The following is a 23,754-nucleotide window of genomic DNA, read 5'->3' as shown; positions in this document are numbered from 1 at the left end:
TTGCAGATTAGGTCGGTTTGCCCGACTGATCGGCCATGACGACGGTTCACGATTTCAGCGTCTCCGCGGCCGATGGGACCCCGTACCCGCTCGCCCAGCATCGCGGACGGGTTCTGCTCATCGTGAACACGGCCTCTCGCTGCGGCTTCACCCCGCAATATGAGGGTCTGGAGGCGCTCTGGCGCCGATACCGGGATGCGGGCCTCACGATCCTGGGCTTCCCCTGCAACCAGTTCGGCGCCCAGGAGCCGGGTGACGCCGCCGAGATCGCGAATTTCTGCGCGCTGCGTTACGATGTCAGCTTTCCGGTGCTCGCCAAGATCGCGGTGAACGGGTCGGGGGCCGATCCGCTCTACACCTATCTCACCCGCGCCCGCGCCGGGCTGTTCGGGACGCGGGCGGTGAAGTGGAACTTCACCAAGTTTCTGGTGGGACGCGACGGCCGGGTCGTCGCCCGCTTCGCGCCCGGGACGAAGCCCGCCGCCCTGGAGGCGAAGATCCAGGCTGTCTTGGCCACGCACGCCTGAGCCACGCCGCCGTCAGACGGCGTCGAGATCCGCAGCTGCGGCGGGGGAGACGCGCATCGTGTCGACCCGTTCACGCGCGCGCAGCACCGTCCGCAGGGGCGCGATCGGGAACGGACGCACCGCCTCGCGCAGGATACCCGTCAGGAAGCGGATCTCGGCAATCTTGCGCAAGGTCGCTTCGGGCGCGCGGGCACACTGAGCTCGACGTTCGAGGTTCGAAAGAGCATCGAAGAGCGCGTATCGCTTGCCGATATCCCGGGAAGACTGAATCGACGCGATCAAACCAGCCAGCTCATCTTCGAATCTACACCCGGCAGTCTGGTCGGCACGCATCGTCGACTCGAACACAATGTGTGCCGAGATTAAAACAGTGTCCGGTCTTTGTCAGCCACCGACCCAGGTTGAGCGCCGCGAATGCGGGATTGTTGCGCAATTGCATCTGCGCGACTGCCCCGGGACAGGGGCTTGGCATCAGCCGCCGGCACCGACGAACGCGGCAGCCGCCTCGAACTCCGTCCGACGCGTCTCGAGGCGGGCTTCCGCCTCGGCGTCGCGCCCCCAGACAGCGGCCTGGAAGGTCTCGTCGACATGGGCCGCGGCCCAGGCCTCCGCCGGCGTCAGGCGCCCCCGGAGCACCGCCAGCGCGATCAACAGTGAGCCGGTCAGCGTCGTGAGTGTGTGCAGGCCGGTGAGCTGGAACGGGTCGGTGACCCCGGTCACCGCCGCGGACAGAGCCTGGATCGTGTCGGCCGGCTGCGCGACATGCATGACACCCTCACTAAGGATCACCCGCGCGCCGAACTCGTCCCGAGCCCAGGCGAGGATGGGATCCCAGGCCGCCGCCTGCGCCGCCACGAGGCGATCCGGATCTCCGGCGCGATAGGCCACGAGATCGGTGCCCGCATAGGCGCAGAGATCGGCAGCGACGGCGGCCATCCGGGGCGTGACCCCGTCGATCGCCGTGTTGGCGAGCCGAGTCAGGGGCATCCGCGCCGGATCGATCGCGGCGTCCTGGGCCGCCCATTCCGCCGCGACGCGCTCGGCCAGGGCCCGACTCGGGAGCTGCAGCGGGTTCCGCGCGGGTGTGTTGGCCGGACGTCCGTCCAGGGTCAGCCGAAATCCGTCGGCGCCCTCGGAGAAGCCGGCCTCTGTGTAGAAGCGCCGGGGCAGGGCCGGCTTGGCGTGGCCGCGCGCCGCGCGCACCGGATCCGGCCGCTCCCTATCGCTCGGTTCGCCGAGCCAGTCTGTCGTCTGATCGCTCATGGACGCGAGATAGGCGCTTCCGGCCCGGCGCGCGAGCCTTTCGCGATCAGGCGCCCGTTGCAAGACCCTCGAGAAGTAGCGCCTCCAGCGCCGCGGCACTCGGGACAACCGTCACCGCGCCGGCCTCGTAGAGCGCATCCGGAGGATGGTAGCCCCAGGCAACCCCGATGGCCGTGGCGCCGGCCGCCACGCCCATGGCGATGTCGAACGTGGTGTCACCGACCATCACGGTGGTCCCGGCCTCGCAGCCGGCCTCGCTGATCGCCTGCTGCAGCATGGTCGGATCCGGCTTGGACGGCGCGTCGTCGGCGCTCTGAGTGGTGGCGAACCAGTCCGCCCAGCCATAATGCGCGATCAGCCGATCGACCCCGCGTCGCGACTTCCCCGTGGCGAGGCCGATCAGCACGTCCGAACGGTCATGCAGCCGGGCCAGCAGATCGGCCATCCCGGGGAACAGGGGCTCCTCGTGAGCCGGGTCGAGCCGCAGGCGGTTGTAGGCCTGCTTGTAGCTCTCCGAGAGTTCCGCAACCGGGCCGTCCTCGCCGACCAGACGTCGGAAAGCCTGCGGCAGTGACAGACCCACAACGGACAGGGCCTCGCGCCGCCCCGGAGCGGACAGACCGTTCTCCGCGAAGGCCACTTCCTGGGCCGCCACGATCAGGTGCTGGCTGTCGACGAGGGTGCCATCGACATCGAAGACGACGAGTTTCATCGCCGGCGACGCGCGAAAGCCCGCCCTGACGGCGCGAAGCGGGAAAGATCGGCCACCGTCACGGCTTCCGGCCCGGCTGTGCCGGCGCCGCGGCTGCGGGCTGCCCGCCGGGAACACGGGTCCGTTCGTAGCCGAGGCGGCAGCGGATCAGGAACCGCCGGCGCTTGCCGCCGCGCAGGCCGCGCTGATGCGAGGCGCGGTTGCAGGCCGCGTAAGATCGCCGCCGGCGCTCCGCGCGGGCGCTGTTGGCCGGACGCGGACCAGCCTGCGCGGGCGCCGCGCTCGCCCCGGGCGTCGCGGCCGAATGCGGCGGCGCCGCCTCGGCCGGATGCACGCCGTTGGTCGCCGGCGCCGGCTTGGCTGCCTCGCCCGGTGCAGCATGCGCGATCGGCCCGGTGAGGCACAGGGCGGCGAGGCAGGCCAGCGTCGCGAGCTTCATGTGTCAGGGTCTCGAACCGCCGGAAACAGGCCCCGCCGCGGATCTGCGGGGCGCGGGGCAGCATATGAGGCGGCGCAGCCGATTGCCAAGGCATGCGCGACACAGGAGTCTCGGAGGGCGTGCCACCTTCCATGGAAGAGGCCGCGGCGCGGCGGGGCTCGCGGTGGCGATCCGAAGGCATGAAGGATGATCCGGCAATGAACCTCGTGCTGCTGCCCGGCTTCATGACCGATGCCGACCTCTGGTCAGACATGGCGGAGCGGCTGGCGCAGGTCGGACCGCTGACGCACGGCGATCTGAGCCAGGATGCCACCATTCCCGCCATGGCGGGCAGGGTGGCGGCGGCCGCTCCTGCGCGATTCGGTCTGGTCGGCTTCTCGATGGGCGGCTATGTCGCCCGCGCGGTCGCGCGGCTCGTGCCTGAACGGGTGCAGGCGCTCGTCCTCGTCGCAACCTCGTCGCGCGCCGACACGCAAGCCCAGGCGCGCCGAAAGGCGGCCGCGATCGCCCAAATCCGGCAGCAGGGCTACAGGGGCCTCAGCCGGGCCGCGATCCTCCAATCGGTGCATCCGGGCCGGACCGGCGACACCGCTCTGGTCTCGCGCATTCGGCAGATGGGCGACCGGCTCGGCGGACCCGTCTTCCTCCGCCAAGCCGGGCAGGCCCGGGAATCCGACGGCGACCGCCTCGGCGCGATCGGCTGCCCAACCCTGGTCGTGGCGGCAGCTCAGGACGCCTTGCGCAGCCTCGACGAGGCGCAGGAGCTTCGCGACGGAATCCCGGGCGCAACGCTGACGGTGATCGACGGGTCTGGCCACATGCTGCCGCTGGAAGCCCCACATGCCCTTGCCGACGCGGTCGTGCCCTGGCTGCGGGCTCAGACCTCCGGCGCTTCGACGATCGGGTCGTAGCGCGCGGCGTCGAAGCCCAGGAGGTTCCAGCTCTGGGCCATGTGGGGTGGGAGCGGCGCGCTCACGTCCACCGGCTTGCCGGTGCGCGGATGCGGGATGACGATCCGCCGGGCGAGCAGGTGGAGGCGGTTCTGGATGCCGCCCGGCAGCTCCCAGTTCTCCACCGAGAAATATTTCGGGTCGCCCACGATCGGGTGGCCGATATGGGCCGCGTGGGCGCGCAGCTGGTGCGTGCGGCCGGTGACCGGCTTGAATGACAGCCAGGACAGCTTCTGCGCGGCCTGATCGACCATCGCGTAATAGGTGAGTGCGTGGCTCGCGCCCTCGTCGCCATGCTTGGCGACGCGCATCCGCGCATCGGCGTCGGTGGGCTCCTCCTTGGCGAGGTAGGTCGAGACGCGCCCCTGCCGGACCCGCGGCACGCCCGCGGTGAGCGCCCAGTAGATCTTTCGCGCCGCCCTCGAGCGGAAGCTCTTGGCCAGCGTCGCGGCGGCGAGCCGGGTCTTGGCAATGATCAGGCAGCCGGCCGTATCCTTGTCGAGCCGGTGGACGAGGCGCGGCTTCTGGCCGTCCGGACCCGTGAGAGCGGCGAGCAGGCCGTCCACGTGCCGGACCGTCCCCGAGCCGCCCTGGACCGCGAGGCCGAAGGGCTTATTGAGGATCATCATGTCGGCATCCTCGTAGAGGATCAGCGAGCGGATGAATTCGGCGTCATCCTGCTCGCGGGCGGCGCTGCGCGGGCGCTCGGTGGGCTGGTCGAGGCGCAGCGGCGGCACGCGCACGCTCATGCCCGGCTCCAGCCGGTCGTTCGGCTTGGCGCGCTTGCCGTCGACCCGCAATTCGCCCTTGCGCACGATGGTCTGCACGCGGGTGAAGGGCAAAAGCGGGAAGCGGGCGGTGAGGAAGCGGTCGATCCGCATCCCAGCCTCGTCCGGCTCGACCGTTAGGGTCTGCACGCCGGAGGCGAGGGTCGCGGAGGCGGCGGCGCGCTGCTCGCGCCGGGTCGGACCGGGAGCGGGAGCAGGGGCTGTGGCCGCCGCGCGCTTGGCCGGAGGCCGGCTGCCGGGCTTGGCCACCGCGGGGCCCCGCGGTGCGGCGGCGTCGCGGCGCGGCTTCGGGGGCCGAGCCGGCGCGGGGGCCGCGGCGACCTGCCCTCCCCAGGGATCGCGCGCGCCGGCGTCGTCGCCGCGATTGCGCGCCGCGCGCTCGGCGGCGTCGCGGGCGCTGGTGCGCGGGCCCGTGCGGGCACGGCCGTCGGCCTGGAACTTGCCGGCCGGGGGTCTGCCAGCCTGGAACTTGCCGGCCTGAGGCTTGCGCCCCTTCGGCCCGCCGCTTTTGGGAGGTCGTGTCGTCATGCTTCCGCCGGCACCCGTCTTCGCGTCGGACGGAGCGTCCGGGCGCATGGGCCGCGGCGTCGCGGACGTCCGGACCGATGGGATTGCCCGGCTGTAGCATCGCCGGCGCCGAGCGGCAAAGGCGCCGGGCCGGTTCGGTCCGTCAAGGCTGCGCGTCCCACGCGTCGCGGAGCCGGGCCTTCAGGCCGGCGGGGAAGAGATCCGGACCGCCCGCCACGTCGAGCCCGTCCAGATCGCACCACCGCGCCACGCAGGCGGTGCCGCAATCCTCGTGGAAGTCGAAGCGCTCCTGCCCGTCGAACCAACCCGGCGGCAGGGCGACCGGGAACAGAAACAGCACCTCGTGCCCGACCTGCCCCTCGTGCGTGAAGATGTTCTCCATGACGCGCGGGCCGCCGAGCACCGAGACGGTGACGCCGAGCTCCTCCTTGAACTCGCGGATCAGGGCGTCCTCGGCACTCTCGCCGAACGCGACGCTGCCACCGAGGGGTCGGACGCCCTTCAGCCGCCCGTCATCCGCACGGACCTCGGCGACCAGCAGGCTGTTGCCGCGCCTGGGCAGGCCCAGCGCCTTGACGCGAATCTCCGCCGGGGGCCGCCAGACCGTCATTTCGCACCGGCTAGCCCGTCGTCGGCAAAGCCGCAACGGGTCGGCGCGCCGCGCGTCGATCCACGGCAACGACCAGACACACGGTTGACGCCCGGTCACACTACGGCCAAGCTCTGCCTCGACGGTTCCCCTCGGGGATCAAAAGGGAACGCGATGAGGGGTTCGCCCCGAAGCCGCGGCTGCCCCCGCAACTGTAAGCGGCGAGCCCTTCACCACCACGTCACTGGGTCACCCCGGGAAGACGGTGCGAGGGCGGCGACCCGCGAGCCAGGAGACCTGCCGTCAGCCGTGGTCACACGCGAAACGCGCCGGGCGGGGTGTCCTGGCGGGTGTCGAGGCGCCGCCAGTCCCGAGGGGAGGCGGTCGCCGAGGCCTCGTTCGCGGTGACGTGCCACAGCAAGCGCGCCCGCGACGTCGTTCCCCATGCCCGTCTCCGCCATCTCAAGCCCCCCGATTCCTGCCTCGGGACGCCGTGGCGCGCCCCAGCAGGCTGAGGCCTTCGGACAGCGGGTATTGTAATGTTATTACAATGCATTTAGGACGCGGGGGCCGGCGCGCGCCGTGCACGGACCGCTTCTCCCATGTCTCCACAGACCCATCGCTCCCGCCTCGGCGGGCGGGCCCCGCTCTGCGGCGTGCTGCTCGCGTTCCTCGCCAGTCCGACCGCCGCCCAGGAGGCCGTGACCCTGGATGAACTGTCCGTCGCGGGCGCGGGCGGCGACCCGAGCCGCCTCCCGCCGAACGGCCTCAACCTGCGCACCCCCGACCGGACCGCGAGCCGCCTCGGCCTGACGCCGCTGGAGACGCCGGGCAGCCTCGACATCGTGTCGGGCGAGACCGCGCGGCTGCGCGGTCAGGACACGATCGCCGAGGCCGTGACCCAGGACGCCACAGGCATCACCACCATCGCGGCGCCCGGCAACGGCAACGGCGCGTTCACGTCCCGCGGCTTCGCCGGGCCGAACTCGATCCAGCAGCTCTACGACGGCACCCGCTTCTACGTCGGCGCCAACACCGTGACCTTCCCGTTCGACACGTGGAACGTCGAGCGGATTGAGGTTTTGCGCGGGCCATCCTCGGTGCTCTACGGCGACGGCGCCATCGGCGGCGTCATCAACGTGGTCCCGAAGAAGCCGGTCTTCGTTCCGATCAACGCCGCCCGCGCGGTGGTGGGCACCGACGGCGTGGCGCGGCTCGCGTTCGATTCCGGCGGGGCGATCGGGCAGGCCGAGTTCGGCGACACCTTCGCGTACCGCCTGAACGTCAGCGGCAACCGGGCCGATGGCTGGATCCGGCCGGAGGGCGATTTCCGCAATCTCGCGGTGTCCGCCGCCCTGCTGTTTCGTCCGAGCGCCGACCTCGCGTTCACCGTGAGCCACGATCTGGGCTACCAGGAGCCCGCCCGCTACTGGGGCACGCCGCTCGTCGAAGGGCGCATCCCGGAGCTGATCCGGTTCAACAATTACAACGTCCGCGACGCGAAGATTACCTGGGCCGACAACTGGACTCAGCTCAAGACCGAGTGGTCGCCCTCGGCCGACATCACGATCCGGAACACCGCGTACCGGCTGACCAGCCGGCGCCACTGGCTCGATGTCGAGCAATATTCCTACAACCGCGGCACCGGGCTGGTTGACCGGGGCGACTACCTGGAGATCTACCACAGCCAGGAACAGGTCGGGGACCGGCTCGACGCGACGTTCCGGGGCAGCCTGTTCGGTCTGCCGAACCAGTTCGTGGCCGGGTTTGACGTCAATCACATCGACTTCCGCCACACCAACAACTTCTACTTCGACCAGACCACGAGCGTGCCGCTCGTCGGCTACGATCCGGGCTTTTTCCCGCAGAACGGGCGGGCCCGTCCGGCCTACGCCACGCAGACGAGCCAGGCCTCGGTCTTCGCCGAGGACCGGGTGATCCTGTCGGACAAGCTCTCGTTCCTCACCGGCGTGCGCCTCGACGTGCCCACGCTGAACCGGGAGGATCTGCAGACGGGATCGCGGTTCGAGAAGACCTACCGGGCGCTGGGCTACCGGTTCGGCCTCGTATACAACCCGACGCCGGACAGCGCGCTCTACACCCAGTACAGCTTCGCCACCGACCCGGTGAACAGCCTGATCACGCTGTCGCAGTCGCTGGCCGGCTTTAAGCTCGCGACCGGAGATCAGGTCGAGATCGGCGCCAAGGGTCTGGCCTTCGACGGTGCCCTGGAATGGACCGTCGCGGGCTACCGGATCGTCAAGGACAACCTGATCTCGGCGATCCCCGGCCAGCCGACGCTGTCCACGCAGGTGGGAAGCCAGTCCTCCCAAGGGTTCGAGCTGGCGCTCGGCTGGCGGTTCGCGCCCGGCTGGCGCCTCGACGGCAACCTCGCGCTCCTCCACGCGCGCTACGACCGGTTCGACCAGACGGTGGGCGGCGCCACGGTCTCGTATGCCGGCAACCAGCCGATCGACGTGCCCGAGCGCGTGGCCAATCTCTGGCTGACCTGGGACGTCACACGCGACTGGACCGCACGCATCGGGCTGCAGAATGTCGGGCAGGTCTACAGCGACTTCGGCAACACGGCGCGGCGCCCGGCCTACAATCTCGTCAACGTGGTCCTGGACCATCAGGTCACGGCGGATTCGCGCCTGTCGCTGCGGGTCTACAACCTGTTCGACAAGGTCTACGCGATCAGCGGCAACGCCGTGAACGGGGCCGGCACCAACTGGCTGCTCGGGCGCCCGCGCTCGGTGGAGGTTGCCTACACGGTGACGTGGTGAGCCTGCGGCTTCGGCTCGGTAAGGCGGGACGGCGCTGGCTGCTCCTGTTCCACCGCTGGGCCGGCATCGTCGCGGGGCTGTTCTTCGCCTTGTGGATCGGCTCCGGGCTGGTGATGCTCTACGTGCCGTTCCCGACGCTCACCGAGACTGAGCGCCTCGCGCGGCTCACCCCGATCGCCTGGGATCAGGTCGCGGTCGCGCCGGATGACGCGCTCCGGGCCGGCGGAGCCGTCGGCCTGCCGGCCGCCTTCAACCTGGAAATGCGGGGCGGGGAGGCCGTCTACCGGATCGCCGGCCGCGACGGCAACCGGGCGACGGTCTCGGCGCGAACCGGCGCGCGGCTCGGCCCGCTGACGCCCGAAGGCGCGCTGCGACTCGCGACCGAGGGTTTGCCAGATGGGCGGGTCGAACCGGTCGAGCGCGACCAGTGGACCGTCACGGCCCGGTATGACCCGCTTCGCCCCTTCCTCAAGGTCGCTCTCGGTGATCCGGCGGGGACCGAACTCTACGTCTCGCAGGTCACCGGCGAGATAGCCCTCGACACGACCCAGTTCGAGCGGGCCTGGAACTGGGTCGGCGCCGTGACACACTGGATCTATCTCACACCGCTGCGCGCGCGGCCGGAGCTGTGGCGGACGATCCTGCTGTGGCTCTCGGGCTTCGCCGCCCTGGGGGCGTTGAGCGGCCTCGTGGTCGGGATCTGGCGTCTGCGGCTCCGGCGTCGCTACGCGGGCGGGTCCGTCACGCCCTATCGCGGGATCGCCCGATGGCACCACCTGTTCGGCCTCGCGGGCGGGATCGGGCTGAGCACGTTCATCGTCAGCGGCTGGATCTCGATGAATCCGTATCGCTGGTTTTCCTCCAACGCCGCCCCCGCCGAGATCCGCGCAGCCTATGCCGGCGCGCCGCCCCCCCTCGGCCTCGATGCAGCAACCCTGCGCGGCTTCGCCGAGCCCGGAACACGGGGGCTGCGCTTCGTCGCCATCGGCGGATCCTGGTGGATCGTCACCGATGGCTTAGCCGGAACCCAGGGCCGCCGCGCGGCGGATGGCCTCCCTCTCACGGTCGACGCGATCACGTCGGCGGCCGCCCGGGCCGTGCCCGGCGGGGCCTTGCGCGCGGTGGAGCCCCTCGCGGGCTTCGATACCTACTGGTACCCGCACGGGGCCGACCCGCGCCCGCTGCCGGTCCTGCGCCTGCGCTTCGACGACCCGGCCGCCATCTGGCTCCACGTCGACCCGAGGGACGGGGCGATCCTCCAGCGCCTGGACTTGTCCGGCCGGATCAACCGCTGGCTCTTCGACGGCGCACACCGCCTCGACCTGCCGGGGCTGACCGGCAGCCGCCGGTTGCACGATGCGGCCCAGTGGATCCTGAACCTCTTGGCCGCGGGGATCGCCGTGACGGGGCTCGTCGCGGGCTGGCGCAGGCTGCGCCGGACCCTTTCAGCCTAGGGACCCTGGTTGCCGCCGCGGCGGATCACACCCGTTTCGTCCTCACGAGCACAGCGAGGGACCCAGGTCGGCACGGCACCCGGACGGGAGGCGTCGCCCCGGATGGCTTCGCCGCGCTCGCATGGACGATGGCGCATGGTGGAGAGCGGTTCTCAGAACCGCGCCGTCAGGAACAGCCGCACATTCCGGCCCGGCAACAGGATCTCGTCCTTCTTGAACGAGGTCGAGTTGCGGATGTCGTCGTTCAGGAGGTTGCGGCCCTGGACACCGAGGGTGATCGCGCTCGCCCCGTAGACCGCGGGATCGACGGCCTTGGTGTAACTCAGCTCGGCGCGCAGGTCGTCGTAGCCAGGGGTCGGCGTCTCGTACACGGCCGTGGCGTCGTGGCTGAAGGCGTGGAGCAGGTTCACCCGCGCGAACCACCCATCGGCCCGCAGATAGACGCCGCCGCCGAGCCGGTAGGGCGGGATGCGCGGCACGTTCGCGCCGTTGTCGAATTGGGCGCGCACGAAGTCGAACTGCGCCTCGATTCCAGCGAAGCCGTTGCCAACCGGAACGAGGTCGTACTGGCCGATGATCTCGGCGCCGTAGAAGGTTGCGTTCTGCTGCTGGTAGACGATCTGCCGGTTGTCGGTGCCGAGGCCGCAGGACGCGAAATCGTCGTCGCAGGTCAGGCCCGTGTAGTTGCGGTAGATGAAGCCGGTATAGCGCGTGAAGTAGCCGGTGGCGTCGAGGCGGAACGGCCCCTCGGCCCGCCGGATGCTGGCCTCGACGGTCCGGGCGCGCTCCTTCTTCAGGTTCGGGTTGCCGATCTCGAAGGTCGCGGTGGCGTCGTGCGGACCCTGCGAGAACAGCTCGTAACCCGTGGGCCCGCGCTCGACATAGGAGCCGGTGAGGCTCGCCACGAAGCCGTAGGGCAGGTCCTGCAGGGCGCCGATGCTGGCGCTCTTCGGGGCGAAGCGCCGGGTTCGCGCGTACTGGAACGGCTCCTGGCCGTCGACCGGCACGTAGTCGGCGGGGAACTGGGCCGCCGTGCTCGACAGCCGGTCTACCTCGTAGCGGCCGGCCACCTGCAGCCGCGTGCCCGGGCGCAGTTCCAGCTCCTCGAAGAGGTAGACCGCGTTCGCGCGCGACTCCGTCTTCGGCAGGAAGGATTCGAGCTGTGTGTTGATCACGCGCCGGTCCGATTGGAATCCGAGCGCGCCGGTGAGCTTGCCGAACTCGGTAAAGACCGGGACGTGCTGGAGCTCCAGACGCCCCTCGGCCTCGCGGTTCTTGAAGATCGCCTGGACGCCCTCGATCCCGTCCTCGCCGATCCCGACCTCGTTGTGGCGGTAGACCGAGTAGCCCGCCCAGTAGCGGATCACCTCGAAGGGGCCGTCGAGCGGGCGGTACTCGCCCCGCGACAGGATGCGGTCCTGGTTGGGCGTCAGGCGGGTGCGATCCTGCTCGGCGACGCCGCCGGGAATTGCGTAGACCGCGTCATAGTGGCTGAAGGAGATGCCCACGAAGCCGCGGTCGCCAATCGCCGAGATGCCGACCGCACCGCCCTGCGACTCGTTGTAGGAATTGCGCTGGATCCCCCCCGGGATCGCGTAGCTGTCGTTCGCGGTCTTGAAGCCGTCGGCGTGGACCGCGATGCCATCGCCGCCCGCATCCACCGTGGCGGCCCCGAGCCGGCCGTTATCCACGCTGGAGAAGCCGCTGGTGACCTGGCCCTGCACTCCGTTCGCCGGGATGAAGGTCGGCACCCGGTTGTTGTCGGCCGAGACGACGCTGCCGATGGCGCCGGAGCCATAGCGCAGGGTCGCGGGGCCGCGGATCACCTCGATCCGGTCGGCGACCAGCGGGTTCACCGGCACCGCGTGATCCTCGCCGAGGTCGGACACGCCGCCATTGACGATGCCGTTCTCCTGGATCCGCACCCGGGCATTGTCGAGGCCACGGATGATCGGTCGCGAGGCCGCGCCCGGCGCGTAGGACGTTCCCGAAATGCCCGGCCGGTCGAACAGGGCGTCACCCAGGGTACGCGGCTGGTCGCGCGCGATCTGGTCCTGGGTCACCACGGTGACCGGCGTGAACGTGTTGGTCGCCACCGGCAGGACGCCGATCGGCACCGCCGCATCCGCCGCGACCGCGCCGCGCGACGGCTGGATCGGGCTCGGGCTGGTGACGCTGATCTCGTCGAGGGCGACGGCCTGCTGCGCCCGCGCGGCGGAGGGCGTGAGGAGGCCGGCGCAGACGGTCGAGGACAGGACCGTGCTGGCGAGGAAGCCGAAGCGGCGCGAGGGAAGCATCGAGACTCACACAGTGTTATATCGTTTCATTGTTGCGGTGCCTCGGTCCGGTGCAAGCGTTAATCCGGCCGGTGTCGGACACGGTCGAGAAACGTTACATCGTTGCAACAGCGATCCGGGGGGCGCGCCTGCACAAGCTCACGACGCCGGTTGACTTTGAAACGTTATAACACTTTGATCGCGTCATGACTCAGCGCGACACCCGCCTTCCCGTGACCGTCCTGTCCGGCTTCCTCGGAGCCGGGAAGACGACCCTGCTCAACCACGTGCTCACCAATCGCGACGGCCGCCGCGTCGCGGTGATCGTCAACGACATGAGCGAGGTGAACATCGACGCGGATCTGGTCCGCGCCGGGGGCGCCGACCTGTCCCGGACCGACGAGACGCTCGTCGAGATGACCAATGGCTGCATCTGCTGCACCCTGCGCGACGACCTGCTCGCCGAGGTCCGCAGGTTGTCGGAGACCGGACGGTTCGACTACCTGCTAATTGAGGGGACCGGCATCGCCGAGCCGCTGCCGATCGCGTCGACCTTCTCATTCCGGGACGAGGCGGGCCGCTCCCTGTCGGACCTCGCCCGGCTCGACACCATGGTCACGGTGGTCGACGCGGTGAACCTGCTCAAGGATTACGGCTCGGCGGCCTTCCTGCGCGAGCGGAGCGAGGCGGCGGGCACGGAGGACACCCGCACGCTGGTGGACCTGCTGGTGGAGCAGATCGAGTTTGCCGACGTGGTTGCGATCAACAAGGCGCAGGATGTCTCCGCCGAGCATCTGGCCCTGGTCCGCTCGGTCGTGCGCGGCCTGAACGCCGATGCGCGCATCCTGGAAACCGACCACGGGCGGGCGCCGCTATCCGAGATCCTCGATACCGGACTGTTCGACGAGGCGCGCGCCGAGCAGCACCCGCTCTGGTTCAAGGCGCTGTACGGCGCCCACGAACACGTGCCGGAGACCGAGGAATACGGCATCTCCTCGTTCGTCTACCGCGCCCGGCGCCCCTTCGACCCGGAGCGCTTCAACGCCTTCGTCAAGGCCACTTGGCCGGGCCTGATCCGGGCGAAGGGCCATTTCTGGCTGGCGACGCGGCCGGACTGGGTCGGCGCGTTCTCCCTGGCGGGCGCCGTGGCTCGGGTCTCCGCGATGGGCTTCTGGTGGTCGGCGGTGCCGCGGCGGCGCTGGCCGGAGGCGCCCGAGTTTCGGGAGCGGCTGCAGGAGGTCTGGAGCGAAGTCTGGGGCGACCGACGCCAGGAGTTGGTCTTCATCGGCACCGGCATGGACGAGGCCGGGCTCACCGCGGCGCTCGATGCCTGCCTGATCGAGACCGGCGCGGATCAAGCGCCATTCGATCCTGAGCCCTATCGCGGGCTCCCGGATCCGTTCCCGGCCTGGCAGCGCGCGGCCTGAATCCACCGATCAGGTCGCCAGCGCCTCGGCTTCGTCCTCAGCCTCGATCTCGGCATCCGCCTCGGTCGTCTGACCGGAGGCGCCCGCCGCCTCGGCCAGACCACGGGCAGCCTTGCGCAGAAGCTTCCGGAGGCGGCGCCGATCGGTCTTGTCGAGGTGGTCGAGCAACTCGGCCTCCACCTCTTCCTGGATCCGCTCGATGGCCTCGGCCTTGGCCATGCCGGCCTCGGTGAGCTGGACCCGGACCACGCGGCCGTCGCCCGATTCGGCCCGACGCTCGACGATGCCGAGGGCCGCGAGCCGCGTCACGGTCTTGGAGGCAGTGGGCGGCCGCACGCGCAGCAGCGCGGCGAGATCGCCCATCGTCATCGTGCCGGCCGAGGCCAGCGCCTGGACGACCTGCTCCTGCCCGGCGAACAGGCCGAGCTTGGCGAGCCGGTCGCCGGTCCGGGCCCGATGCAGGCGCGCCGCCTGGACAAGGGCCCAGCCGACGCTGCGGACGCCCGGCGGCCTCAGTTTCTTCGACGGGAGGCCGAGCACGGAAGCGGCCTCGTCCTGATGATCGCGCTTGTGCTTGTCGCCCACCGACGCGCCCGAATTTGTGCCGGCGGCCGCCGGACGATCCTGAATCTGCACCGTCCACCCCCATCAAGCGGCCGCCCAGCACCCTGTGGCGCGGACCGGTGACGGTGCGATGACGGGGCTTGTTGAGAGATGCGCTCAGCAGTGCATGAGGCGCTGAAGTCGATCCAGAATGTCCTCACCGGTGCAGGGCCGGGCAATGAACTCGGCATGCTCGGGCATGCGGGCCGGGTCTGGCGCCGCACGCCCGGACACGATCAGGATCGGCAATTGCGGCCGTGCCTCGGCCACGGAGCTTGCGAGGTCGAACCCGTCGGTCTTTCCCGAGAGCTGCACATCTGTGACCAGACCGCAGATGTCAGGGCGCGCCTGCAGAATGCTCAGCGCCCGCTCGGCCGAGGCGCATTGAACGGTGTCGTAACCGCCTTCCTCCAACACGTCCCCGAGGTCCATGATCGTCAGTGCCTCGTCCTCGACGAGGAGGATCACCGGCCGATCGCCGCTCGCACCCGTCTGCTCGCTCGCCACTGTGTACTCCCTCCGGCAGCGTCCGGCCGCGCGGGCCGCCGCACGCGTCTCCAGCCCTAGGCCCAACGGCAGAAACGGCCTCGGGTTGCAGGCCAGCGCGGGCGCTGGTCACGGGAATGTGGAAGGCGCCGGCATCATGTCGATGCCGGCGCCAGCGCGGTCACCGTGGCGGCGACCGCCTGGATCAGCCGGTCGAGATCCGCCGCGTCGATCGTGAGGGCGGGCGTGAGATAGACGATGTCGCCGAATGGCCGGACCCAGACGCCCTGGGCGAGCAGTTTCGCCTTGAGGACAGCCAGATCGGGCATCCGCGCGAACTGCACCGCTCCGATGGCACCGAGAACCCGAACATCCGCCACGCCGGGCACCCGACGCAGGGGTTCCAGCCCCTCCGCAAGGCGGTCCGCGATGGCGCGGGCCTGAGTCAGGCGCGGTTCCGCCTCGAACAGGTCGAGGCTGGCATTGGCCGCCGCGCAGGCCAGCGGATTGGCCATGAAGGTCGGGCCGTGCATCAGCGCCGCTGCCGGATCCTCGGACCAGAACGCCGCGAACACCTCCGTGCGGGCGACCGTGGCGGCAAGCGCCATCGTGCCACCGGTGAGCGCCTTCGACAGGCACAGGATGTCGGGCACAATCCCCGCCTGCTCGCAGGCGAACAGGCTGCCGGTGCGCCCGAAGCCGGTGAAGATCTCGTCGGCGATGAGCGGCAAGCCGTGGCGGCGCGCGAGCCTCGCGACGGTCGCCAGCACCTCCGGCGGATGCATCCGCATACCGCCCGCGCCCTGGACCAGCGGTTCGACGATCACGGCGGCCAGGGTGTCGCGATGGGCCGCGAGGGCGGCGTCCAGGGCCGCAGTCTCGACTGCGCCGCGCGGGAGGTCGGAGAAGATTTGGGTGGGCAGGTAGGCACCGAAGCGGCGATGCATCCCCTCCTCGGGATCACAGACCGACATCGCCCCCATCGTGTCGCCATGATAGCCGCCGCGGAATGCCAGGACCTTCGTCCGACCGCTCACCCCGCGGTTGATCCACATCTGCGCCGCCATCTTGAGCGCAACCTCCACGGCGACCGAACCCGAATCGCTCAGGAAGACGTGATCGAGGTCGCCCGGAAGCAGGACGGCGAGCCGGGCCGCCAGCCGCTCGGCCGGCTCATGGGTGAGGCCGCCGAACATCACGTGCGGCATGCGCGCGAGCTGGTCGGCCACGGCCTGGGCAATGTGCGGGTGATTGTAGCCGTGCACGGCCGTCCACCAGGAGGCGATACCGTCCACGAGTTCGCGGCCGTCGGCGAGCACGATGCGGGTGCCGCGCGTCGCCACCGCCTCCAGGGGCGGCGGGGCGAGGCGCATCTGCGTGTAGGGCCGCCAGAGATGGCGGGCGGGCGCGTCGCGGGTCATGCGTCCGGCATGGTGGGACCATGGACGGGGGTCAAGCGTCCGGCGCGAGCCGCTTGACTTTGCCGCCGCGGCAGCTCCCATCCCCGGCCTGATGGACAGCCTCGACGCCTTCGCCCGCGGAAAACTCGACGCCTTGGAGACCGGCAGCCTGCGCCGTCGGCTGAGGCCGACCGAGCGCGGCCCGGACGCCGCGGCGACCCGACAGGGCAGGGCGCTCGTCTCGTTCTCCTGCAACGATTATCTCGGCCTCTCCCACCATCCCCGCGTGATCGCCGCTGCGCAGGCTGCCGCGGCTGCGCACGGCGCGGGGGCGGGCGGGTCGCGGCTCGTGACCGGTGATCACCCGTATCTCGGCGCGCTGGAGGAACGTCTGGCGCGACACAAGGGCCTGGAGGCGGCCCTGGTCTTCGGCAGCGGCTATCTCGCCAATCTCGGCATCACCCCGGCCCTGGCCGGGCGCGGCGACCTCGTCCTGCTGGACGAGCTGTCCCATGCCTGCATGTGGGCCGGCGCGCGACTGTCGGGCGCGCGGGTTATGACGTTCCGCCACAACGATTCCGGCGACCTTGCGGCGCAGCTCGCCGAGCACCGGTCCCATCACGGCCGCGCCCTCGTTCTGACCGAGCGGGTGTTCAGCATGGACGGCGACCGTGCGCCGCTCGGCGACATCCTCGGCATCGCGGAGACCTTCGACGCCTGGACGCTCGTGGACGACGCCCACGGCATCGGCGTGGTCGAGGACGGCCCGCGGGCGCCGCTGGAGATGGGGACCCTGTCGAAGGCGCTCGGCTCGTATGGCGGCTATCTCTGCGCGTCGCGCCCCGTGATCGATCTGATGACGAGCCGCGCCCGCAGCTTCGTCTACACGACGGGCCTGCCTCCGGCCTCTGCCGCAGCCGCCCTGGAGGCCCTCGCGATCCTGGAGGCGGAGCCCGCCCGGCGGGCCCGGCCCGTCGCGCTCGCCCGGCGTTTCACCGCCCGCCTGGGGCTGCCGGAAGCCGAGAGCGCCGTCGTGCCGGTCCTGGTCGGCGAGGCGCAGGCGGCGCTCGACATCTCGGCCGCGCTGGAGGCGGCCGGCTTCCTGGTGGTGGCGATCCGCCCACCGACGGTGCCGGCCGGGACCGCACGGCTGCGGGTGGCCTTCTCGGCCGCCCACGACGAGGCCCAGGTCGACGCCATGGCCGAGGCGGTTGCCGCCCTCACCGGGCGGGCCTGAGGGCCGCTTTCCGTCCGCACCCCGCGCACCTATACCGGAGCCTCGACGGAGCCGGAGCGCTCCGGCCGGCCCGCCGCAGAGAAGCGGGCGCGAAGCGAATTCGAGAGGACGACGCCATGGATGCCACTGCGCTGCGAGCCCTCCAGGCTCCGATCAAGGACAAGTACCGCACCGCGCCGGACGCGGCGGTCATCACCCTGAAGGCCAGGGGCACGCTGGACGACACCAAGATTGCCTGCAAGGTCGAGACTGGCCGCGCCATTGCGGAGGCCGGGCTTCATCCGGCCACCGGCGGATCGGGCGCGGAGCTGTGCTCGGGGGATATGCTGCTGGAGGCGCTGGTCGCCTGCGCGGGAGTGACCCTCAAGGCGGTGGCGACCGCTCTGGAGATCCCGCTCCGGTCCGGCACGGTCAGCGCCGAGGGCGACCTCGATTTCCGCGGTACCCTCGGGGTCGACAAGGAGGCGCCGGTGGGATTCCGCAGCATCCGCCTGTTCTTCGAACTCGACACCGACGCACCGGAGGACAAGCTTGCGCAGCTGCTCAAGCTCACCGAGCGTTACTGCGTGGTGTTCCAGACCCTGAACCACAAGCCCGAACTGTCGGTGGCGACGACCACCGTCTGAGGGAGGAGCGTCATGGCGGGCGGTGTCACCCAGACCGAGTATTGGAACGGCGAGGTCGGCGTGCGCTGGGCGCGCAGCCAAGCCGTCCTCGACGCGATGTTCGTCCCGCTGACCGAGGCGCTGTTCGCCCGCACGCCCCTCGCCCCCGGTGACAGGGTGCTCGATATCGGCTGCGGTGCGGGGGCCACGACCCTGGAAGCGGCGCGCCGGATCGGGCCCGGCGGCGCTGTGACCGGAGCCGACATCTCGGCGCCGCTGCTGGCTGTCGCCCGGAGCCGCGTCGCCGCGGAGGCGCCGGGCGCGGCCCCGGTCGCATTCGTCGAGGCCGATGTGGAGCAGGCGGATCTCGGGCACTTCGACAACGCCCTCTCGCGCTTCGGCGTGATGTTCTTTTCGGATTCAGGGCGTGCCTTCGCCAACCTGCGGCGGATGCTCAAACCGGGCGGCCGGCTCACCTTCCTGTGCTGGCGGCCGCTCTCCGAGAACCTCTGGGTGAGCGTGCCGCGGGACGCGGTTCTGCCGCTCCTGCCCGAGATCCCGTCGCCACCCCAGCCCGACACACCCGGGCCGTTCCGCTTCGCCGATGCCGACCCGCTGGTCGCACTCCTGCGCGGCGCCGGGTTCGCAAGCGTGACCTGCGACGCGCTCGACCGCGACATCGTCCTCGGGCAGGGCGAGACCGATGCAGCGGCGACCGCGACGGCCACCCACGTCTCTCTCGACCTCGGCCCCAATTCGCACCTCGTCCGCGAGGCCGCGCCGCATCTGCGGATGCAGGCCGAAGCGGCGGTGACGGAGGTTCTGCGGCGCCACGCGCGAGGGGGGGCCGTAAGTCTGCGTGCCGCCTGCTGGCTTGTTCAGGCGGGGTGAGCGGTCGTCAGGGGCCGCCCAGGCGACACGCCCCTCAGAGCCCCAGCGCGCCGCCATCCGAGCGCGGATCGTGGCTCGCCTCGATCCGCCCGTTACGCGCGTGGCGGACCAGCATGCCCGCATGCCCGAGCGAGTCGATATAGGGTCCGCCCAGTTCCTCGATCTCGTGTCCGAGGCGGCCGAGCGCCGCGATGCAGGCCGGATCGAACCGGTCCTCCACCTTCACGCTGAGCGAGGGAGCCCCCCAGGTGCGTCCGTAGAGGAGGCGCGGCGCGTCGACCGCGTTGGCCACCGACATCCCGTAATCGGCGTAGCGGCTGAAGATCTGAGCCTGGAACTGCGGCTGCCCGTCGCCGCCCATGCTGCCGTAGCTCATCACCCGGCCATCATCGAAGCAGGCCAGCGCCGGGATCAGCGTGTGGAACGGCCGCCGGCCCGGCTCCAGCGGGTTCACGGCTTTCGGATCGAGCGAGAAGGACATGCCCCGGTTCTGCCAACAGATGCCGGTCGCGGGTAGAACCGTGCCGGAGCCATACTCCCAGTAGACCGACTGGATGTACGAGACGGAGAGGCCGTCCTGGTCGATCGCCCCCATCCAGACCGTGTCGCCGTGGCCCGGATCGGGCAGGGGCACCCGGGCGGCGCGGTCCATCTCGATCTGTGCCGCCTCGCGGGCGAGCCGTTCCGCTGTCAGGAAAGCGGCAGGGTCGTGCCGCAGGCGGGAGAAATCGGTGACCACCCGGTCGCGGATCGCGAAGGCCCGCTTCGTCGCCTCGATCAGCCCGTGATAATGCGCCGTGCTCTCGGCCTCGGCGATGTTCAGCCGGTCGAAGATCCCGAGGATCAGCAGCGCGGCGAGTCCCTGGGTCGGCGGCGGGAAGTTGTAGAGCGTTGCGTCACGGCGCCGGATCGAGAGCGGCGCCCGCTCGGCCGCCGCGAAGGCCTCGAGATCCGCCCGGGTGACCGGCGCACCGAGGCGCTCCAAGTCGACGGCGATCTCCCGGCCGATATCGCCGCGGTAGAAGTCGCTCAAGCCGGCATGGGCGAGTTGCTCCAGTGTGGCGGCGAGAAGCGGAAGGGCGCGGGTCTCCCCCGCCGGATAGGGCTTGCCCTCCTTCAGGAACGTCTTCGAGAAATTCGGGGCGTCGTGCAGCGTGTCGAGTTCCTGAGGCACGTAGCGCGCCTCCGAAGGCGAGACCGGCACGCCGTTGCGCGCCTGGCCGATCGCGTCGGCAAGCAGCGTCTCCAGGGGCAGGCGCCCGCCCAATGCGCGGGCCAGTTCCAGGGCGAGGCGCCAGCCGCCCACCGCGCCAGCCACCGTCACCATGGCGTCGGGACCGCGCGCGGGGATCGCGTCGTAGCCCTTCTCCCGATAGCGGGTCATCGTAGCGAGGCGGCCGGCCGGTCCGCAGGCCTCGATGCCGCGCACCCGGCCGCCGCGCTCGCGCACCAGCCAGAAGCCGTCGCCGCCGATGCCGTTCATGTGCGGATAGACCACCGCGATGGAAGCGGCCATCGCCACCATCGCCTCGATGGCGTTGCCGCCCTGGGCCAGCACGGTCTGGCCGGCCTGGGCGGCGAGGCTATGGGGCGCGGCGACGGCGGCAGTGGTGAAGACGGGAGTCTCGGGCATCAGTGGTCCTGTGGTGTAACCGGCGCAGGGTTAGGCGAGCCTGCGCATCCTGCAAAGGCCAAGCGTGTCCAGGCGGTGCTCCGTGCTATGCTGTAAGCGTGCTGTCGCCCAGAAGCGGCCAATGTTCCGGAGGCTCACACCCTGGTTCGCCCTCGGCCTGTCGGCCGTGCCTGCCGCAGCGCAGCAGCATTTCCCGACCGTCTTCGAGGGTGCCGGCGCCGATCCCCGCATCTCGGTCTCCCAGCCTGAGACGACCAGCCAAGCCTCCGGCGGCTATGTCCGATCTGTGGAGCCGTCTCTCGGGCCGCTCGGCGATCCGCTGGGGATCCGCCCGTTTCTGAAAGAGCGGGGCATCGAGTACAGCCTGACCTACATCGCCGACGTGCTCGGCAACCCCGTCGGCGGATTGCGGCAGGGCGCGATTGTCGAGGATCGCCTCAACCTGCGGCTCAATCTCGACCTCGACCGGCTCGTGGGCTGGCAGGGCGCCACGGTCCACGCCAACGCCTACGTCATCCACGGCACCGGTCTGTCGCGCTACTATGTCGGCAACCTACTGACCACGAGCGTCATCGAGGCGCTGCCGTCGAGCCGTCTCTACGTGCTCTGGCTCGACCAGAGCCTGATGGACGGCCAACTCGGCCTCCGGATCGGGCAGCAGGCCGCCGACACCGAATTCTTCGTCAGCCAGACCGCGACCCTGTTCGTGAACTCCACCTTCGGATGGCCGGCCATCACCGGGCTCGACCTGCCGAGCGGCGGCCCGGCCTACCCGCTCGCGGCGCCGGCGATCCGGGCCAAATACGCGCCGGGCAACGGCTTCTCCCTGCAGGTCGGGCTGTATGACGGCGATCCGGCAGGCGCCAATCGGCCGGGCGACGATCCGGAGGCGCAGCGCCTCGATCGGACCGGCACGAATTTCCGCGTGCGCGATCCGGCCCTGGTCATCGCCGAGGCGACCTACGCGTACAACATCGCTCCGGGGGCCAAGGGCCCGCCTGGCGACCTCACGCTCGGCGGCTGGCAGCATTTCGGCCGGTTCGACAGCCTGCGCTTCGACATCACCGGCGTGCCGCTCGCCGACCCGAACGCCAGCGGGATCGGCCGTCCGGTGCGCGGCAATGCCGGCCTCTACGCGATCTACGACCAGACCCTCTACCGGGAATCCGGCAAGGACGACGAGGGTCTCGGCTTCTTCGTACGGGCCGCATGGTCGCCCACCCGCTCCAGCCTGATTGACGCCTACCTGGATACCGGCCTCGCCTACAAGGGCCTGCTCGACGGGCGCGACGACGACACGATCGGCCTCAGCGTCGCCTACGCCCGCATCAGCGACGAGGCGCAGCGGGCCGACAGGGACACGATCCTCTACACGGGCATGCCGATGCCGAGGCGCCGCGCCGAGGCGGTGATCGAGGCGACCTATCAAGCCGTCGTCGGGCCGGGCTTCACGGTTCAGCCGGACGCACAATACGTCATCCATCCGGGCGCCGGCATCGCCGGGCCTGACGGGCGCCGCCTGCGCAATGCCGCGGTGCTCGGGGTCCGCGCCACCGTGCAGTACTGAGCCGGCCCGCGACGGCGTTGCCGGGAACGGTGACGGCGCCCCGGTTCTTTCCGCAGCATGCTGATCTTCGAGTGGGTTGTCGGCGTCCTGTTCGGCGCCGTCCTTCTGGCCGGTCTGGCGCGCCGGCTGGGCGCGCCCTATCCGGCCTTCCTGGCGCTGGGTGGGGTCGGCCTCGCCTTCGTGCCCGGCGTCCCGAACCTGCGGCTCGACCCCGAACTCGCGCTCGCGCTGTTCCTGGCGCCCGTCCTGCTCGATGCCGGGTTCGACGCATCGGTCCGGGACATGAAGGACAATTGGCGCGCGGTGCTGGGGCTCGCGGTCGGCGCGGTCGCGGTGACGACGCTCGCCGTCGCGGTCGTGGCGCGGCTCGTCGTGCCGGACATGCCGATCTCCGCCTGCATCGTGCTCGGCGCAGTGGTCGCGCCGCCGGACGCGGTGGCGGCGCTGGCGGTGCTCAAGCACGCACCGATGCCCCACCGGCTCGCCACGATCCTGCGCGGCGAAAGCCTGCTCAACGATGCGGCCTCGCTGCTGATTTACCGGCTCGGCGTGGCTGGCGCGATGGCCGGCACGTTCCACCCCGCCGAGGTTGCGCCCGCCTTCCTTCTGGGCGTCGTGGCGAGCCTCGTCGTCGGCCCCGTCCTCGGTCTGCTCTTCGTCGCGCTGTCGCGGCGCGTGACGGACCCGGCGAGCGCGATCGTGATGCAGTTCGTCGTTGCCTTCGGGATCTGGCTCGCCGCCGAGCGGCTGGAGCTGTCAGGGGTCCTGACCATCGTCACCTTCGCGGTGACGGTCGCCCGGCGGGCGCCGGGCATCACGGCGCCGCGCGCCCGGGTGATCTCCTACGCGGTCTGGGACACGGCGGTGTTCGTGCTCAACGTCCTGGCTTTCGTGCTGATCGGCATCCAGATCGATCCGATCCGGGAGCGGCTGACCGGCCCGGATGCGTGGCAGGCCCTGATCCTCGCAGGTGCCACTTTCGCCACCGTGGTGGTGACCCGTCTCGCCTGGGTGCTGCCGACCACGGGCATGCGCGGGCTCGGCCTCCGGCAGGCAGGCGCGCCGGCACGGCTCGGGCCGGGTCTCGCCCTGTCCTGGGCGGGCATGCGCGGCATCGTCACGGTTGCGGCTGCGCTGGCGCTGCCCGCCGCGTTTCCGCACCGCGATCTCGTGGTCTTCACCGCCTTCTTCACCGTGCTGGGCACGCTCATCGTGCAGGGCCTGACCCTGCGCCCGCTCCTCGCTTGCCTGAAGCTGGAGGACGACGACCCGGTCGGGCGGGAGACCGGCTGGGCCCGGGCCGCCGCCTACCAGGCCGCCCTCGACAGCCTTTCCGACGCCGAGGATGAACCGGCAGCCGACGCCCTGCGCGCGGAGTTCCGCGCGGCGCTCGCGGAGGCTGAAGCGCACGAGGAGGGCCGGGCGCCGGAGAGCCTTCCGGCGGATGCCGCCCGGCGCCGCGCCGTCGAGGCTGCCCGCGACGCGGTGCTTTCCCTGCGTCGCCAGGGGCGGATCGGCGACGACGCCTATTACCTGCTGGAGGAGGAGTTCGACTGGGCCGAACTCAGCGCGACGCCGCGCGCGGAGACGTGA

At 70.8% G+C, this 23,754-nt stretch carries 21 protein-coding genes and 1 riboswitch; of the genes, 10 read left to right on the top strand and 11 right to left on the bottom strand.

All coding sequences use genetic code 11. The annotated features are described in order from the left end of the window. The first annotated feature begins 35 nt into the window (after nt 1–35). A complete protein-coding gene (locus CIW48_RS10495) occupies nt 36–527 on the top strand; it encodes a glutathione peroxidase (protein WP_149310739.1) in 492 nt (163 codons plus the stop codon). 12 nt (nt 528–539) lie between these two features. Here the strand turns inward: CIW48_RS10495 and CIW48_RS10490 are convergent, their stop codons facing one another. The 4 genes from CIW48_RS10490 to CIW48_RS10475 form a co-directional block, all read right to left on the bottom strand. Then, the gene (locus CIW48_RS10490; protein WP_149310738.1) at nt 540–860 is read right to left on the bottom strand and encodes a hypothetical protein; all 321 of its coding nucleotides are present in this window, start codon (nt 858–860) and stop codon (nt 540–542) included. A 138-nt stretch (nt 861–998) separates the two neighbouring features. Continuing rightward, nucleotides 999–1,790, bottom strand: a complete 792-nt coding sequence (locus CIW48_RS10485) for an ATP12 family protein (RefSeq protein ID WP_149310737.1) — start codon at nt 1,788–1,790, stop codon at nt 999–1,001. Between the two features lie 46 nt (nt 1,791–1,836). Next, nucleotides 1,837–2,502, bottom strand: coding sequence for an HAD-IA family hydrolase (locus tag CIW48_RS10480; protein WP_149310736.1), 666 nt, complete (start codon nt 2,500–2,502; stop codon nt 1,837–1,839). Between the two features lie 58 nt (nt 2,503–2,560). After that, a complete protein-coding gene (locus CIW48_RS10475; protein ID WP_149310735.1) occupies nt 2,561–2,941 on the bottom strand; it encodes a hypothetical protein in 381 nt (126 codons plus the stop codon). Between the two features lie 179 nt (nt 2,942–3,120). On the opposite strand from CIW48_RS10475, the gene CIW48_RS10470 reads away from it, so the two are divergent. Further along, nucleotides 3,121–3,852, top strand: coding sequence for an alpha/beta fold hydrolase (locus CIW48_RS10470; protein WP_246695187.1), 732 nt, complete (start codon nt 3,121–3,123; stop codon nt 3,850–3,852). Here the strand turns inward: CIW48_RS10470 and CIW48_RS10465 are convergent. Both CIW48_RS10465 and CIW48_RS10460 read right to left on the bottom strand, forming a co-directional pair. Further along, complete coding sequence (locus CIW48_RS10465; RefSeq protein ID WP_149310734.1) at nt 3,819–5,207, bottom strand: RluA family pseudouridine synthase; 1,389 nt, start codon at nt 5,205–5,207, stop codon at nt 3,819–3,821. The two genes, CIW48_RS10470 and CIW48_RS10465, sit on opposite strands and share 34 nt — an antisense overlap. A gap of 142 nt (nt 5,208–5,349) precedes the next feature. After that, nucleotides 5,350–5,817: an NUDIX domain-containing protein gene (locus CIW48_RS10460; protein WP_149310733.1), complete on the bottom strand. Its 468-nt coding sequence runs from the start codon at nt 5,815–5,817 to the stop codon at nt 5,350–5,352. Between the two features lie 105 nt (nt 5,818–5,922). Beyond that, a riboswitch (cobalamin riboswitch) is annotated at nt 5,923–6,116 on the top strand. Nucleotides 6,117–6,398: 282 nt separating this feature from the next. Here CIW48_RS10460 and CIW48_RS10455 point away from each other — a divergent pair. Together CIW48_RS10455 and CIW48_RS10450 are read left to right on the top strand one after the other, a co-directional pair. Continuing rightward, nucleotides 6,399–8,582: a TonB-dependent siderophore receptor gene (locus CIW48_RS10455; protein WP_149310732.1), complete on the top strand. Its 2,184-nt coding sequence runs from the start codon at nt 6,399–6,401 to the stop codon at nt 8,580–8,582. Then, nucleotides 8,576–10,036 (top strand): PepSY domain-containing protein, encoded by a 1,461-nt coding sequence (locus CIW48_RS10450; protein ID WP_149310731.1) that lies wholly within the window; start codon nt 8,576–8,578, stop codon nt 10,034–10,036. Before CIW48_RS10455 ends, CIW48_RS10450 begins: the two co-directional genes overlap by 7 nt. Before the next feature lie 152 nt (nt 10,037–10,188). Here the strand turns inward: CIW48_RS10450 and CIW48_RS10445 are convergent, their stop codons facing one another. Continuing rightward, nucleotides 10,189–12,333, bottom strand: a complete 2,145-nt coding sequence (locus CIW48_RS10445) for a TonB-dependent receptor (protein ID WP_173009240.1) — start codon at nt 12,331–12,333, stop codon at nt 10,189–10,191. Between the two features lie 185 nt (nt 12,334–12,518). Between CIW48_RS10445 and CIW48_RS10440 the strand changes: the two genes are divergently transcribed. After that, a complete protein-coding gene (locus CIW48_RS10440) occupies nt 12,519–13,739 on the top strand; it encodes a GTP-binding protein (protein WP_149310730.1) in 1,221 nt (406 codons plus the stop codon). Between the two features lie 9 nt (nt 13,740–13,748). On the opposite strand, the gene CIW48_RS10435 is transcribed toward CIW48_RS10440, so the two are convergent. The 3 genes from CIW48_RS10435 to CIW48_RS10425 form a co-directional block, all read right to left on the bottom strand. Further along, the gene (locus CIW48_RS10435) at nt 13,749–14,375 is read right to left on the bottom strand and encodes a MarR family transcriptional regulator (protein ID WP_091779939.1); all 627 of its coding nucleotides are present in this window, start codon (nt 14,373–14,375) and stop codon (nt 13,749–13,751) included. Between the two features lie 84 nt (nt 14,376–14,459). After that, nucleotides 14,460–14,849 carry a response regulator gene (locus CIW48_RS10430; protein ID WP_091779936.1) on the bottom strand — a complete coding sequence of 130 codons (390 nt, stop codon included), beginning with the start codon at nt 14,847–14,849 and terminating at the stop codon, nt 14,460–14,462. Nucleotides 14,850–14,983: 134 nt separating this feature from the next. After that, the gene (locus CIW48_RS10425; protein ID WP_149310729.1) at nt 14,984–16,249 is read right to left on the bottom strand and encodes an adenosylmethionine--8-amino-7-oxononanoate transaminase; all 1,266 of its coding nucleotides are present in this window, start codon (nt 16,247–16,249) and stop codon (nt 14,984–14,986) included. A gap of 91 nt (nt 16,250–16,340) precedes the next feature. On the opposite strand from CIW48_RS10425, the gene CIW48_RS10420 reads away from it, so the two are divergent. The 3 genes from CIW48_RS10420 to CIW48_RS10410 all read left to right on the top strand — a co-directional run bounded on the left by CIW48_RS10420 (nt 16,341) and on the right by CIW48_RS10410 (nt 18,961). Continuing rightward, nucleotides 16,341–17,465, top strand: a complete 1,125-nt coding sequence (locus tag CIW48_RS10420) for an aminotransferase class I/II-fold pyridoxal phosphate-dependent enzyme (protein ID WP_149310728.1) — start codon at nt 16,341–16,343, stop codon at nt 17,463–17,465. A 116-nt stretch (nt 17,466–17,581) separates the two neighbouring features. Further along, nucleotides 17,582–18,091, top strand: coding sequence for an OsmC family protein (locus tag CIW48_RS10415; protein ID WP_091779927.1), 510 nt, complete (start codon nt 17,582–17,584; stop codon nt 18,089–18,091). Nucleotides 18,092–18,103: 12 nt separating this feature from the next. Further along, the gene (locus tag CIW48_RS10410; protein ID WP_149310727.1) at nt 18,104–18,961 is read left to right on the top strand and encodes a class I SAM-dependent methyltransferase; all 858 of its coding nucleotides are present in this window, start codon (nt 18,104–18,106) and stop codon (nt 18,959–18,961) included. 34 nt (nt 18,962–18,995) lie between these two features. On the opposite strand, the gene CIW48_RS10405 is transcribed toward CIW48_RS10410, so the two are convergent. Further along, nucleotides 18,996–20,594, bottom strand: a complete 1,599-nt coding sequence (locus CIW48_RS10405) for a gamma-glutamyltransferase family protein (protein WP_149310726.1) — start codon at nt 20,592–20,594, stop codon at nt 18,996–18,998. A 121-nt stretch (nt 20,595–20,715) separates the two neighbouring features. Here CIW48_RS10405 and CIW48_RS10400 point away from each other — a divergent pair, with 121 nt between their 5' ends. After that, nucleotides 20,716–22,161: a carbohydrate porin gene (locus tag CIW48_RS10400; protein ID WP_149310725.1), complete on the top strand. Its 1,446-nt coding sequence runs from the start codon at nt 20,716–20,718 to the stop codon at nt 22,159–22,161. A 57-nt stretch (nt 22,162–22,218) separates the two neighbouring features. Beyond that, entirely contained in the window at nt 22,219–23,754 is a 1,536-nt protein-coding gene (locus tag CIW48_RS10395) for a sodium:proton antiporter (RefSeq protein WP_149310724.1), read from the top strand.

Source organism: Methylobacterium sp. P1-11 (genome assembly GCF_008329595.1).
In the GTDB taxonomy this organism is placed as follows: domain Bacteria; phylum Pseudomonadota; class Alphaproteobacteria; order Rhizobiales; family Beijerinckiaceae; genus Methylobacterium.
This window is presented reverse-complemented; position numbering and strand designations above follow the sequence as displayed.

Coding starts and splice junctions, on each gene's coding strand:
- CIW48_RS10480 (WP_149310736.1), bottom strand. CDS start 2,502: ATGAAACTCGTCGTCTTCGATGTCGATGGCACCCTCGTCGACAGCCAG.
- CIW48_RS10485 (WP_149310737.1), bottom strand. CDS start 1,790: ATGAGCGATCAGACGACAGACTGGCTCGGCGAACCGAGCGATAGGGAG.
- CIW48_RS10425 (WP_149310729.1), bottom strand. CDS start 16,249: ATGACCCGCGACGCGCCCGCCCGCCATCTCTGGCGGCCCTACACGCAG.
- CIW48_RS10420 (WP_149310728.1), top strand. CDS start 16,341: ATGGACAGCCTCGACGCCTTCGCCCGCGGAAAACTCGACGCCTTGGAG.
- CIW48_RS10410 (WP_149310727.1), top strand. CDS start 18,104: ATGGCGGGCGGTGTCACCCAGACCGAGTATTGGAACGGCGAGGTCGGC.
- CIW48_RS10400 (WP_149310725.1), top strand. CDS start 20,716: ATGTTCCGGAGGCTCACACCCTGGTTCGCCCTCGGCCTGTCGGCCGTG.
- CIW48_RS10415 (WP_091779927.1), top strand. CDS start 17,582: ATGGATGCCACTGCGCTGCGAGCCCTCCAGGCTCCGATCAAGGACAAG.
- CIW48_RS10405 (WP_149310726.1), bottom strand. CDS start 20,594: ATGCCCGAGACTCCCGTCTTCACCACTGCCGCCGTCGCCGCGCCCCAT.
- CIW48_RS10445 (WP_173009240.1), bottom strand. CDS start 12,333: ATGCTTCCCTCGCGCCGCTTCGGCTTCCTCGCCAGCACGGTCCTGTCC.
- CIW48_RS10470 (WP_246695187.1), top strand. CDS start 3,121: ATGAAGGATGATCCGGCAATGAACCTCGTGCTGCTGCCCGGCTTCATG.
- CIW48_RS10440 (WP_149310730.1), top strand. CDS start 12,519: ATGACTCAGCGCGACACCCGCCTTCCCGTGACCGTCCTGTCCGGCTTC.
- CIW48_RS10495 (WP_149310739.1), top strand. CDS start 36: ATGACGACGGTTCACGATTTCAGCGTCTCCGCGGCCGATGGGACCCCG.
- CIW48_RS10395 (WP_149310724.1), top strand. CDS start 22,219: ATGCTGATCTTCGAGTGGGTTGTCGGCGTCCTGTTCGGCGCCGTCCTT.
- CIW48_RS10490 (WP_149310738.1), bottom strand. CDS start 860: ATGCGTGCCGACCAGACTGCCGGGTGTAGATTCGAAGATGAGCTGGCT.
- CIW48_RS10475 (WP_149310735.1), bottom strand. CDS start 2,941: ATGAAGCTCGCGACGCTGGCCTGCCTCGCCGCCCTGTGCCTCACCGGG.
- CIW48_RS10465 (WP_149310734.1), bottom strand. CDS start 5,207: ATGACGACACGACCTCCCAAAAGCGGCGGGCCGAAGGGGCGCAAGCCT.
- CIW48_RS10455 (WP_149310732.1), top strand. CDS start 6,399: ATGTCTCCACAGACCCATCGCTCCCGCCTCGGCGGGCGGGCCCCGCTC.
- CIW48_RS10460 (WP_149310733.1), bottom strand. CDS start 5,817: ATGACGGTCTGGCGGCCCCCGGCGGAGATTCGCGTCAAGGCGCTGGGC.